Annotated in this window: 12 protein-coding genes; 10 read left to right on the top strand and 2 right to left on the bottom strand. The window is 72.8% G+C overall.

From position 1 onward, the window contains the following. The first annotated feature begins 139 nt into the window (after positions 1-139). The 4 genes from panD to ACFVVX_RS18770 are packed head-to-tail and all read left to right on the top strand — an operon-like array spanning position 140 to position 4,074. Entirely contained in the window at positions 140-589 is a 450-nt protein-coding gene (gene panD, locus ACFVVX_RS18785; protein ID WP_387946814.1) for an aspartate 1-decarboxylase, read from the top strand. A 17-nt stretch (positions 590-606) separates the two neighbouring features. Beyond that, entirely contained in the window at positions 607-2,280 is a 1,674-nt protein-coding gene (locus ACFVVX_RS18780; RefSeq protein WP_387946812.1) for an L-aspartate oxidase, read from the top strand. Positions 2,281-2,284: 4 nt separating this feature from the next. Continuing rightward, positions 2,285-3,247: a carboxylating nicotinate-nucleotide diphosphorylase gene (gene nadC, locus ACFVVX_RS18775; RefSeq protein ID WP_387946810.1), complete on the top strand. Its 963-nt coding sequence runs from the start codon at positions 2,285-2,287 to the stop codon at positions 3,245-3,247. A 35-nt stretch (positions 3,248-3,282) separates the two neighbouring features. Then, positions 3,283-4,074 (top strand): type III pantothenate kinase, encoded by a 792-nt coding sequence (locus tag ACFVVX_RS18770; RefSeq protein WP_387946808.1) that lies wholly within the window; start codon positions 3,283-3,285, stop codon positions 4,072-4,074. Between the two features lie 87 nt (positions 4,075-4,161). Here ACFVVX_RS18770 and ACFVVX_RS18765 read toward each other — a convergent pair whose 3' ends face one another. Next, positions 4,162-5,112 carry a hypothetical protein gene (locus ACFVVX_RS18765; protein ID WP_387946806.1) on the bottom strand — a complete coding sequence of 317 codons (951 nt, stop codon included), beginning with the start codon at positions 5,110-5,112 and terminating at the stop codon, positions 4,162-4,164. A gap of 65 nt (positions 5,113-5,177) precedes the next feature. Then, complete coding sequence (locus ACFVVX_RS18760) at positions 5,178-5,732, bottom strand: SigE family RNA polymerase sigma factor (RefSeq protein ID WP_387946804.1); 555 nt, start codon at positions 5,730-5,732, stop codon at positions 5,178-5,180. Between the two features lie 173 nt (positions 5,733-5,905). Here ACFVVX_RS18760 and ACFVVX_RS18755 point away from each other — a divergent pair, with 173 nt between their 5' ends. From ACFVVX_RS18755 to ACFVVX_RS18730, 6 genes are all read left to right on the top strand, one after another. Next, positions 5,906-6,640, top strand: a complete 735-nt coding sequence (locus ACFVVX_RS18755) for a hypothetical protein (protein ID WP_387946802.1) — start codon at positions 5,906-5,908, stop codon at positions 6,638-6,640. A 273-nt stretch (positions 6,641-6,913) separates the two neighbouring features. Beyond that, positions 6,914-8,842, top strand: coding sequence for a hypothetical protein (locus ACFVVX_RS18750; RefSeq protein WP_387946800.1), 1,929 nt, complete (start codon positions 6,914-6,916; stop codon positions 8,840-8,842). A gap of 130 nt (positions 8,843-8,972) precedes the next feature. Further along, on the top strand, positions 8,973-10,532 hold the full coding sequence (gene lysX, locus ACFVVX_RS18745; protein ID WP_387946798.1) for a bifunctional lysylphosphatidylglycerol synthetase/lysine--tRNA ligase LysX: 1,560 nt from the start codon (positions 8,973-8,975) through the stop codon (positions 10,530-10,532). Between the two features lie 4 nt (positions 10,533-10,536). Further along, positions 10,537-10,659 carry a hypothetical protein gene (locus ACFVVX_RS18740; RefSeq protein ID WP_256463529.1) on the top strand — a complete coding sequence of 41 codons (123 nt, stop codon included), beginning with the start codon at positions 10,537-10,539 and terminating at the stop codon, positions 10,657-10,659. 118 nt (positions 10,660-10,777) lie between these two features. Next, a complete protein-coding gene (locus ACFVVX_RS18735) occupies positions 10,778-11,215 on the top strand; it encodes a BlaI/MecI/CopY family transcriptional regulator (protein ID WP_387946795.1) in 438 nt (145 codons plus the stop codon). A gap of 9 nt (positions 11,216-11,224) precedes the next feature. Beyond that, entirely contained in the window at positions 11,225-11,761 is a 537-nt protein-coding gene (locus ACFVVX_RS18730; RefSeq protein WP_387946793.1) for an amino-acid N-acetyltransferase, read from the top strand. Positions 11,762-11,809: the final 48 nt, after the last annotated feature.

Genomic DNA, 11,809 nt, shown 5'->3' with positions numbered 1-11,809 from the left:
ACCGGGGCGCCGGTACGGAATCCGCCGCCATGCGGCGGACGGGCACCACGCACGAATCCGCACCCGCGGACGAGCACCACGCAGAACCGTTCGGTAACCGAAGCACCCTCAGGCATGCACTCACAGGAGGCGTGACCCCATGCTCCGCACCATGCTCAAGTCCAAGATCCACCGGGCCACCGTGACCCAGGCCGACCTGCACTACGTCGGCTCGGTCACGGTGGACGAGGACCTGCTCGACGCCGCCGACCTGCTCCCCGGCGAGCTGGTCCACATCGTCGACATCAACAACGGCGCCCGGCTGGAGACGTACACCATCGCCGGCCCGCGCGGCACCGGCGTGATCGGCATCAACGGCGCCGCCGCCCGTCTGGTCCACCCCGGCGACCTGGTCATACTCATCGCCTACGGGCAGATGGAGACCGCGGAGGCCAAGGGCTACCTCCCGAAGGTGGTCTTCGTGGACGCGGAGAACCGGATCACCGGCACGGGCGGCGACCCGGCCGAGGCCGGGGAGGGCACCGGTCTGATCCGCGGCGACGAAGCGTACGGTAGCCCGAACGGCGCGGCCACGACCGCCGCGCGCTGAAGGAGCAACTGAACGCCATGCCCGCCACGCACCGCCTCACCGCCCCCGCCCCCGGCTGGACGACCACCACCGACGTCGTCGTGGTCGGCTCCGGGGTGGCCGGTCTCACCGTCGCCCTCAACGTCCGCCAGGCCGGCCTGCGGGCCGTGGTGGTCACCAAGGCGATGCTGGACGACGGCTCCACCCGCTGGGCCCAGGGCGGTATCGCCGCCGCCCTGGGCGAGGGCGACACCCCCGAGCAGCACCTGGCCGACACCCTGGTGGCCGGTGCCGGGCTCTGCGAGGAGGACGCCGTCCGGACCCTGGTGACCGAGGGTCCGGAGGCCGTCCGCCACCTGATCGCGACCGGCGCCGCCTTCGACCGCGGCGAGGACGGCGAGATCCTGCTCACCCGCGAGGGCGGCCACCACCGCCGCCGGATCGCGCACGCCGGCGGGGACGCCACCGGCGCCGAGATATCGCGCGCCCTGGTCTCCGCCGTCCGCTCCGACCCGGGCCTGGAGCTGATCGAGCACGCGCTCGTGCTCGACCTGCTCACCGACGCCGACGGACACGCCGCCGGACTCACCCTGCACGTGATGGGCGAGGGCCAGCGCGACGGCGTCGGCGCGATCCGGGCCCGCGCGGTGGTGCTCGCCACCGGCGGCATGGGCCAGGTCTTCTCCGCCACCACCAACCCGGCGGTCTCCACCGGCGACGGCGTGGCACTCGCGCTGCGGGCCGGCGCCGAGGCCACCGACCTGGAGTTCGTCCAGTTCCACCCGACCGTGCTCTGGCTCGGCCCGGAGGCCGAGGGCCAGCAGCCGCTGGTCTCCGAGGCCGTCCGCGGCGAGGGCGCCCACCTGGTGGACGCCGACGGCACCCGCTTCATGCTCGGGCAGCACGAGCTGGCCGAGCTCGCCCCGCGCGACATCGTCGCCAAGGCGATCACCCGGCGGATGCAGCTCCAGGGCGCCGAGCACATGTACCTGGACGGGCGGCACTTCGGCGCCGAGATGTGGGAGCAGCGCTTCCCGACCATCCTCGCCTCCTGCCGCTCGCACGGCATCGACCCGGTCACCGAGCCGATCCCGGTCGCCCCGGCCGCGCACTACGCCTCCGGCGGCGTGCGGACCGACCTGTCCGGCCGCACCACCGTCCCCGGCCTGTACGCCTGCGGCGAGGTGGCCTGCACCGGTGTGCACGGCGCCAACCGGCTGGCCTCCAACTCCCTGCTGGAGGGCCTGGTCTTCGCCGAGCGGATCGCCGCCGACCTGGTCGCCCGGCACCGGGCGGACGACCTGCCCGAGCGCTCGGTGGACGTCGCCGCCGCCCGCGCCGCGCACCCCGTGCCGCTGCCCGCGCCCGAGGCCCGCGCCGAGATCCAGCGGCTGATGTCGCGCGGCGCCGGCGTGCTGCGCTCGGCCGCCTCGATGGCCGACGCGGCCGCCGGGCTGGCGCTGCTCTCCGAGCAGGCCTACTCGCACATCGCCGAGGAGAAGCCGGCCGACCCCCGGGTGGAGACCTGGGAGGCCGCCAACCTGCTGCTGGTCGCCACCGCCCTGGTCGAGGCCGCCTCCCAGCGCGCGGAGACCCGCGGCTGCCACTGGCGCGAGGACTTCCCCGAGCGGGACGACGACCGCTGGCAGCGCCACCTGATCACCACCCTCACCGCCTCCGGCAACCTAGTCAGCACCCCTGAGGAGCAGTAGAACCATGACCCACTCGCACGAGGAACTCCCGATGGCCGGCGGCTGCGGCGACGGCTGCGCCTGCGGGGACGCCGAGGGCTACGAGACCGGCCTGGACCCGCAGCTCGCCGCGCTGCTGGAGGAGGCCGGGCTGGACCCGGTCGAGGTCGAGGACATCGCCACCCTGGCGCTGGCCGAGGACCTGGCCGGCGGCGAGGACGTCACCTCGGTGGCCACCGTGCCGGCCGACGCCGTCGCCACCGCCGACTTCACCGCCCGCGAGGCGGGCGTGGTGGCCGGTCTGCGGATCGCCGAGGCCGTCGTCTCGCTGGTCTGCGAGGAGGAGTTCGAGGTCGAGCGGCACGTCGAGGACGGCGACCGGGTCGAGGCCGGCCAGGTGCTGCTCTCGGTGCGCAGCCGCACCCGCGACCTGCTGACCGCCGAGCGCAGCGCGCTCAACCTGCTCTGCCACCTCTCCGGCATCGCCACCGCCACCCGGGCCTGGGCGGACGCCCTGGACGGCACCGGCGCGGTGGTCCGCGACACCCGCAAGACCAGCCCGGGCCTGCGGGCGCTGCAGAAGTTCGCGGTGCGCTGCGGCGGCGGCGCCAACCACCGGATGGCGCTCTCCGACGCGGCCCTGGTCAAGGACAACCACGTGGTCGCGGCCGGCGGCGTCGCCGAGGCGTTCCGGGCCGTCAGGGCCGCCTACCCCGACCTGCCGGTCGAGGTCGAGGTGGACACCCTGGAGCAGATCCCGCCGGTGCTGGAGGCCGGGGCCGACCTGATCCTGCTGGACAACTTCACCGTCCCGCAGCTGAAGGCGGCCGTCGAGCTGGTCGCCGGACGGGCCCGGCTGGAGGCCTCCGGCGGACTCACCCTGGCCACCGCGCGCGAGGTCGCCCAGACTGGTGTCGACTACCTGGCCGTGGGTGCGCTCACGCACTCCTCGCCGATCCTGGACATCGGCCTCGACCTGCGCGCCTGATCGGACCTGATCTCCCCTCACGCAGAAAGCGCCCCATGCTCCTCACCATCGACGTCGGAAACACCCAGACCACGCTCGGCCTGTTCGACGGCGAGGAAGTGGCCGAGCACTGGCGGATCTCCACCGATCCGCGCCGCACGGCCGACGAGCTGGCGGTGCTGCTGCAGGGCCTGATGGGCTCGCACACCGCGGTCGCCGAGGCCGCGGTGGACGGCCTCGCGATCTGCTCGTCCGTCCCCGCCGTGCTCCACGAGCTCCGCGAGGTCGCCCGCCGCTACTACGGCGACGTCCCCGCGGTGATCGTGGAGCCGGGGGTGAAGACGGGCGTGCACGTCCTCATGGACCACCCCAAGGAGGTCGGCGCCGACCGGATCGTCAACGCGCTGGCCGCCAGCCACCTCTACGGCGGCCCGTGCATCGTGGTCGACTTCGGCACCGCCACCACCTTCGACGCGATCAACGCCCGCGGCGACTACGTCGGCGGGGCGATCGCCCCCGGGATCGAGATCTCGGTGGAGGCGCTCGGGGTGCGCGGCGCCCAGCTGCGCAAGATCGAGCTGGCCCGCCCGCGCAACGTGATCGGCAAGAACACCGTCGAGGGCATGCAGTCCGGCATCCTCTACGGCTTCGCCGGCCAGGTCGACGGCCTGGTCGACCGGATGGCCCGTGAGCTCGCCAAGGACCCGGACGACGTCCAGGTCATCGCGACCGGCGGGCTCGCCCCGCTCGTCCTCGGCGAGGCCACCACCATCGACGTCCACGAGCCCTGGCTCACCCTGATCGGCCTACGGCTGGTCTACGAGCGCAACCGGCCCGCCGCCGCCTGAGCAGGCCCCGGCACCAACCGCCCGCCACGTGCCGATGGCGCGTCCGTCCTGCGGACGCGCCATCGGCACGTGGGCGGGTGGGCCGGATCAGCGGCCCGCCTCCGCGGTCGGCGAGGGGAGCGGCCCCGGGGAACGCCCGACGACCACCTTCGTGTAGCCGTCCGCGAAGGTCGCCTCTCCCTGCCCGGCCGCCAGGGAGGCCAACGCGGAGGCCACCACCTCCGAAGGCGCGGACGGAGCCTGGCCGCCGGGGCTGGCGGGGGGAGCGCTGGGCTTCGGTCCGGCTGGCGCCAGGGATGCGGCGACCTGCCGCCAGCGCGCGTCGGTGGCCACCGCGGCGAGCTGCCCGGTGTTCAGCAGCGGGTCGGTACGGGTGATCGGGGTGCCCCGCTCCAGCGGCCTGCGGTTCCACTCCTGGATCATCAGCGTGTAGCCGTTCGCGCTGTACAGCGACGCGGCCCAGGTCTTGGAGCCGGCCGGCTCGCCCGCCCGGGTCCCGGCTTGGTAGACCACCAGGTCGGAGCCGTCCGACAGGGTCGTCGCGGTGCAGGCGTCCCCGGCGATCGGCGGATTCGGGCAGGTGTGGTCGGGGCCCACCGCAGTCGGGGTGATCCAGAACAACAGCTGGCCCGCGCCGTTGCCGTCGTCGTGGACCATCCGGATCTGGGTGGTGTCGGTCTCCGTCCCGCGGGCCTCGCCGACCTCCGTCGTCCCGGCCGGCAGCAGCTCGGTCAGCAGGGCGAGGACCTGCTCGCCGGAGAGCTTCGGTGCTGCGGTGCCGCCCTCCGACGCCGCGCCGACCACGGACGGGGAGCCAGCTCCGGAGCCCAGGGCCACCCCGCCGACCCCGATCAGCGCCAGGGCGGCGGCGCCGGCCGCCATCGACGCCCGCCGGCGACGGCGCAGCCGGCGGCCCACCACCCAGGCGGAGTCGATCAGCGCGGTGGGCTCGGTGTGGAAGGTCTCGCCGGCCCGGGCGAGCTCCCGGGCGAAGTCTTGCGTGTACTGCTCGTCGATCGGGTTCGGGTCTGCGGACATGACGGATCTCCCTGTCGGGCCTGAGGAACGGGTGAAGGTGTGGTGACGGGTGCCGGGCGGCCTGTTCAGCGCTCCGCGAGCTCGCCGAGGCTGTCGCCGAGCAGGGCCCGGATCCGGCCGAGCGCGCGCACCGTCCGGGTGCGGACCGCGCCGGAGGTGCTGCGCAGGACGTCGGCGGTCTCCCCGACGCTGCGGTCCTCCCAGTAGCGCAGGACCAGGACCGCCCGGTCCTGGGGCGACAGCCGGCCGAGCGCGTCGACCAGGGTCAGCCGCAGCGTGGTGTCGCCCTCGCGCGCAACGCCGTCCGGGACTTCGTCCACCGGCTGCTCGGTGGAGCTGCGCCGGCCGCGGTGCGAGAGGAACGCGCGGACCAGCACCGTGTGCGCGTAGCCCGCCGGGTTCTCGATCCGGGCCCGCGGGGTGAACCACGCGGTGCGGTGCCATTGGGCGTAGATCCGCCCGAGCGCCTCCTGGACGAGGTCCTCCGCGAGGTGGGTGTCGCCGCCGGTGAGCAGGCACGCCGTCCGGTACAGGTGCCCCGTACGGGCCACCGCGAAGGCCTTGAACGCCTCGTCCCGCGCCCCGCCGCCCCCGGGGCCGGCCTCACTGTTTCGCGCCATCTCTGCCTGGGCTCCCCCGGATTGATTTCCCTTACATATGGATGACCGGGGTCGCGGCGGGGATGTTACAGCGGCGCCGGAAACTCTTCCGGAGGGAGTTCGTGTCCGGCCGAACGTGGGGCGTCGGCGCGACGTTACCGACAAATCGGATATTCCTCACGTAGTGTCAACCCATGCCTACGCCACACGGATCGCGCGGCGGCATGGCCTTCAGCGCCGACGAAGTCCGCGTGCTGCGCCGCGCCCTCGCCCAAGCCCTGCACCCCGCCGTACCCGTCCACCTCCAGGTCTCCGACCGCCTGCCGTTCGCCGGTGCCGGCGCCGAGCTGTGGGCGGAGGACGTCCAGGACGCGCTGCGTCTGACCGAGGCGATCGACGAGGCCGTCCAGGAGGGCGGCCGACTGCGCGCCTTCCTGCTCGCCGACCTCGCCCGCTACCGGGCGGCCCTGCCCGGCAGCGCGAGCGGCTACCTGGAACGTCTGGAGGAGGCCGTGACCGACGGCTACCTGCCCGGCCCCGAGGACCTCACCGCGCTGCGCGGGCTGACCCGCCAGCCGTGCGGCCAGGGCGAACGCTCCCGCCGCTCCCGGCTGGCCGGCCGCTGCCACGCGCTGGCCGAGGCCGCCGTCCGCGAACGGCTCGCCCTCACCACCGGGCAGCGCCACCTCATGGCCGTACCGAGTCCTGCCGCACCCCCGCGCAGTCTCCCCATCCCTGTTGGAGGACGGATCCCGATGAGCAGCACCGACTCCCCCGCCGAGAAGCCCGCCACTCCCAAGGGCCAGCCCCGGCCGCACCGGATGCCCACCCCCGCCGAGCTCTTCGGCCGCCGCCCCAAGCCCGCCCCCCACCCGGCCCCGCCCACCACGGACCCGGAGGAGCTGGAACTCGCCACCGGCACCGGCTGACCCCGGAGCGGTCGGAGGGGCGGCGGGCCATCGGCCCGCCGCCCCTCCCGGGTTTTTGCCGAACGGTGATCATCGGGGGGCAGCCGGAACGATCACCGTGCTGGTATGACTGTGGGGTGCCGGAGCGCCCCTCCGGCGGGGGCGGGCTTTGCAGGGGCATCCTCATTCCTTTTCGCCGGACACCGCACCGGCCGCGATCGGCGCGGCCGCACCGCGGGCGGCCATCCATCGTTCGCTCCCCCGATCTGCCGACCCACGATCTCTGGAGCACGGATGGACTCGTCCACCTCCCACCCGCCGCGGCCCCGGGCCTGGGCACCGCCGCGCGCACTGCTGCGCGCCGCCGTCGCGGGCACCGCCCTCGCCCTGGCGACCGCCGCCGTGCCGGCCTCGGCCGCACCGGCCGCCGCCGGCGACCCGGTCCCCCCGGCCGCCGTCCAGCCTGGCCGGTTCGTCCAGACCGACCTCACCCGGCTGCTGGACACCCGCAACGCCATCGGCGTCCCGACCAGGAGCCCGCTCGGCGGCGACAGCTCGCTGCGCTTCTCCGTCGGCCAACTCGCCCCCGGCGCCACGGCGGTGGTCCTGAACGTCACCGCGACGGACACCACCGAGGAGAGCTACGTCACCGTCCACCCCGACGGGAAGCCGCGGCCCCGGACGTCCAACCTCAACTTCACCCCCGGCCAGACCGTCGCCAACCTGGTCACCGTGCCGGTGACCAACGGCTACATCGACATCTACAACCACCTCGGCTCGGTCGACCTGGTGGCCGACATCTTCGGCTACTACACCGACGACCTCGCGGCGACCGCGTCCACCTTCCAGCCGGTGACCCCGTCCAGGGCCCTGGACACCCGGAGCAGCGGCCCCGGCGGCAGCGCCCAGTCGGTCGGCACCGACGGCACGGTCAACCTCAAGCTCGCCGGGAAGAACCGCGTCCCGGCCGCCGGGGCGACCGCCGTGGTGCTCAACGTGACCGCGACCGACACCGCGGACTCCAGCTTCCTCACGGTCTACCCGCACGGCACTCCCCGGCCGTCGACGTCGAACCTCAACTTCACCGCCGACCAGACGGTGCCCAACCTTGTCACCGTCCCGCTCGGCGCCGACGGCAGCATCGACCTCTACAACCACATCGGCACGGCCGACCTGGTCGTGGACGTGTTCGGCTTCTACACCGGCGCCCCGAGCGGCTCCGGCTTCACCGCCACCGGTCCGACCCGGGTGCTGGACACCCGTGACCCGGGCCGCCAGAAGGTCGGCCCGGGCGGCGTGCTCACCTGGTCCGTCGGCGAGGGCTCCGGGCTCGGCGACGCCAAGCCGAGCGCCGTCGTGCTCAACGTGACCGCGACCGGTCCGACCGCCCCCGGCCACCTCGACGTCTACCCGGGCGGCAGCCCCCGCCCGAGCAGCTCGAACCTCAACTACACCGCGGACCAGACCGTGGCCAACACGGTGATCGTCCCGGTGGACGCCTCCGGGAACGTGAACTTCTACAACAACGCCGGCTCGGTCGACGTGGTGGTCGACCTCTTCGGCTACTTCACCGCCCCCCAGGGCGGCCCGACCGGCCTGTCGATGGACTGGGAGTACCCGGTCGCCTGCGACGTCCCCAGCCCCGGCCGCTGGCTCCACCCGGGCCTGTACTCGACCGGCTTCAGCGCCGTCGGCAGCCCGGTGCCCGGCGCCACCGGCCCGGTCTGGACGCAGTACGTCATCACCGGCCCGGACGGCACCAGGAGCTACGCGGGCCCCCAGGCCGCCCCCGGCACCAAGTCCACCTTCGGCGTCCCCCTGGCGGACCTCAGGACCGGCAGCGCCTACAGCTGGTACGCCTACGGCACCGACGGCGTCCACACCACCGCGGCCAGCCGGCCGTGCAGCTTCCGCTACGGGAACGACCCCGGCTTCCGGATGACGGTCTCCGACCCCGGGAAGCTCTACTCCGGACAGACCGCGCGGTTCACCCTCACCGCCGCCACCGACGAGATCGAGCCGGGCTTCCAGGCCGCGACGTTCCGCTACGGCCTGGACGACAACTCCTCCCTGCGCTCCAGCGTCGCCGCCACCGGCGGTACCGCGACGGTCGACCTCCCGGTGAACCAGTGGGGCACCCACACCCTGTACGTCGAGGCCGTCAGTGCCGACGGCACCCGGACCTCCAGGACGAACACGTCCTTCTACGTGATCTCGCGCTGACCCGACCGGACCGACCGGACCGGGAGGGGGAGGGCGCCCGGGCGCCCTCCCCCTCCCGCCGTACGGCACGGCCGGTGCGGCGGGGATATCCCGTGGCGGAGCACCGTGTGTGGCTGGCTACCCTTGTGGGGTGAGCGATCAGAGCCCCATCACCGCGACCGACGACCTTCCCGAGCAGATGCGCGTCCGGCGCGAGAAGCTGGACCGGCTCCGGGCGGCCGGCGTCGACCCGTACCCGGTCGGCTTCCCCCGGACCAGCACCATCGCGGACCTGCGCGCCAAGCACCCGGACCTGGCGCCGGACACCGCGACCGGTGAGCGGGTCGGCATCACCGGCCGGGTGATCCTCTCCCGGACCGGCGGCAAGCTCTGCTTCGCCACCCTGCGCGACGGCAGCGGCGACCTCCAGGTGATGTTCTCCCTGGACAAGCTCGGCGAGGAGCGGCTGGCGGCCTGGAAGGCCGACATCGACCTCGGCGACCAGGTCGGCGTCGAGGGCGAGGTGATCACCTCCCGCCGCGGCGAGCTGTCGGTGATGGTGGACAGCTGGGCGCTCACCGCCAAGTGCCTGCGCCCGCTGCCGGACAAGCACAAGGGCCTGACCGACCCGGAGGCCCGGGTCCGCCAGCGGTACGTCGACCTGATCGTCAACCCCGAGGCCCGCGAGATCCTGCACCTGCGCAGCAAGGTGGTCCGCTCGATCCGCCGCACCTACGAGGAGCGCGGCTACATCGAGGTCGAGACCCCGATGCTGCAGCCGGTGCACGGCGGCGCCAACGCGCGTCCGTTCAAGACGCACATCAACGCGTACGACATCGACCTGTTCATGCGGATCGCCCCCGAGCTGTACCTCAAGCGGCTGGTGGTCGGCGGCGCGGAGAAGGTCTTCGAGATCAACCGCAACTTCCGCAACGAGGGCGCGGACTCCACCCACAACCCCGAGTTCACCTCGCTGGAGTCGTACGAGGCCTACGGCGACTACGACACCCAGGCCGAGCTGATCCGGGCGACGATCATCAACGCCGCCCGCGACGCGCTGGGCACCACGGTGATCCGGGGCCTCGACCCGCACGGCGTGGAGCACGAGATCGACCTGGCCGAGCCGTGGGCGGAGGTCGGCGTCTACCCGGGCATCTCGAAGCACCTGGGCACCGAGGTGACCCCGGAGACGGGCGTGGAGGAGCTGCGCAGGCTCGCCACCGAGCACGGCATCCCGTTCGAGAAGGACTGGGGCCACGGTCAGATCGTGCTGGAGATGGTCGAGCGCCTGCTGGAGGAGAACGCGATCGCGCCGACCTTCATCAAGGACTACCCGACCGAGGTCTCCCCGCTGACCCGCCAGCACCGCTCGGTCGCGGGCGTGGCGGAGAAGTGGGACCTGGTGATCTTCGGTACCGAGATCGGCACCGCCTACTCCGAGCTGGTCGACCCGGTCGAGCAGCGCGCCCGCCTGACCGCGCAGTCCCTGCTCGCGGCCGGCGGCGACGTCGAGGCGATGCAGGTGGACGAGGACTTCCTGCGGGCCCTGGAGTACGCGATGCCGCCCACCGGCGGGCTCGGCCTCGGGGTGGACCGCCTGATCATGCTGCTCACCGGCAAGAACATCCGCGAGACGGTGCTCTTCCCGCTGGTGAAGCCCGAGCCCAAGGCGTCCGCCGCACCGGCGGCGGAGAAGACCGAGGAGGAGTGACCTGATGGACTACGTCAGCGCGATCGTCCCGCCGCTGGTCATGGCGATCGGCTTCGGATTCCTGGTGCGGGCCATCATCCGCAGCCAGGGCGGGGCCCAGAAGGCCAAGGAGGACCTGGTCGACTGACGCCGTCAGCCGCCCGTCCACCGGCGCGCCGCCATTCCCGATTCCCGGGGGTGGCGGCGCGCCGGTTTGGCGGCACTTCACAAGATTTGCCCCATTCACTCCCTATCCTGGCCGCACTATGGTCCGGCAACTCGGCGAACTTGAGAACGCCATCATGACCCGGGTGTGGCAGTGGAACCGACCGGTCACGGTTCGCGAGGTTCTCCTGGATCTGCAGTCGGAACGCGAAATCGCGTACACCACGGTGATGACCGTCCTGGACAAGCTCCACAGAAAGGGCTGGTTGCGCCGGGACCGGGCCGGGCGGGCCTATCGATATGAACCGGTCTCGTCCCGCGAGGCGTACACGGCGGCACTGATGAACGACGCGTGGGCCACGAGTGACAATCCCGCGGCCGCCCTGGTGCACTTCTTCGGCCTGATGTCACCCGAGCAGCGGGAGGCACTGCGCGATGCACTGCGGGTCGCCGCTCTGTTCCCGTCCGATCCGACCGGCCCTGATTCCGGGGGCAACGGGCCCGATACCGGGGAGACCGCGCCGGGTCCGACACGATAACGTCCCGCCATGGAGGTCACCATCCGCCGGGCGCGGACCACGGACGTGCGGGCCGTACGCGGGCTCATCGACGCCTACTCGCGCGACGGCATTCTGCTCGACAAGCCCACCGTCACCCTGTTCGAATCCGTCCAGGAGTTCTGGGTGGCGGAACGCGACGACAACGGCGCGGTGGTGGCCTGCGGCGCACTGCACGTGATGTGGGAAGACCTGGCCGAGGTCCGCACCCTCGCGGTCGATCCGTCCTGCCGCGGACACGGCGTCGGACACGTACTGCTGGACAAGCTGCTGCAGACCGCGCGCTGGCTCGGCGTCCGTCGGATTTTCTGCTTGACGTTCGAGGTGGCCTTCTTCGCGAAACACGGTTTCGTCGAGATCGGCGAGCTGCAGGAAACCGATGATGGTACGACAGACCCGGCGGCGATCGCTACGGATGTCTATGAAGAACTTCTCCGCTCGTACGATGAAGGTGTCGCGGAGTTCCTGGACCTGGAGCGGGTGAAGCCCAACACACTGGGCAACTCGCGCATGCTGCTGCACCTGTGAGGCGCTCCCGACCGGGGCAGGGGTTTGTGTTTTCCGGTGAAAGGCGCT

Origin of the sequence: Kitasatospora sp. NPDC058170 (genome assembly GCF_042883905.1) — a bacterium.
Classification (GTDB): Bacteria; Actinomycetota; Actinomycetes; order Streptomycetales; family Streptomycetaceae; genus Kitasatospora.
Note: the sequence above shows the minus strand (reverse complement) of the source record. Positions and strands in the feature narration are given on the sequence as shown.

What these genes read in the sequence shown, in the direction of transcription:
- ACFVVX_RS18740 (WP_256463529.1), top strand. Translation starts at nt 10,537, where the DNA reads ATGGACTACGTCAGCGCGATCGTCCCGCCGCTGGTCATGGCGATCGGC.
- ACFVVX_RS18780 (WP_387946812.1), top strand. Translation starts at nt 607, where the DNA reads ATGCCCGCCACGCACCGCCTCACCGCCCCCGCCCCCGGCTGGACGACC.
- ACFVVX_RS18730 (WP_387946793.1), top strand. Translation starts at nt 11,225, where the DNA reads ATGGAGGTCACCATCCGCCGGGCGCGGACCACGGACGTGCGGGCCGTA.
- ACFVVX_RS18770 (WP_387946808.1), top strand. Translation starts at nt 3,283, where the DNA reads ATGCTCCTCACCATCGACGTCGGAAACACCCAGACCACGCTCGGCCTG.
- panD (WP_387946814.1), top strand. Translation starts at nt 140, where the DNA reads ATGCTCCGCACCATGCTCAAGTCCAAGATCCACCGGGCCACCGTGACC.
- ACFVVX_RS18765 (WP_387946806.1), bottom strand. Translation starts at nt 5,112, where the DNA reads ATGTCCGCAGACCCGAACCCGATCGACGAGCAGTACACGCAAGACTTC.
- ACFVVX_RS18735 (WP_387946795.1), top strand. Translation starts at nt 10,778, where the DNA reads ATGGTCCGGCAACTCGGCGAACTTGAGAACGCCATCATGACCCGGGTG.
- ACFVVX_RS18760 (WP_387946804.1), bottom strand. Translation starts at nt 5,732, where the DNA reads ATGGCGCGAAACAGTGAGGCCGGCCCCGGGGGCGGCGGGGCGCGGGAC.
- ACFVVX_RS18755 (WP_387946802.1), top strand. Translation starts at nt 5,906, where the DNA reads ATGCCTACGCCACACGGATCGCGCGGCGGCATGGCCTTCAGCGCCGAC.
- nadC (WP_387946810.1), top strand. Translation starts at nt 2,285, where the DNA reads ATGACCCACTCGCACGAGGAACTCCCGATGGCCGGCGGCTGCGGCGAC.
- ACFVVX_RS18750 (WP_387946800.1), top strand. Translation starts at nt 6,914, where the DNA reads ATGGACTCGTCCACCTCCCACCCGCCGCGGCCCCGGGCCTGGGCACCG.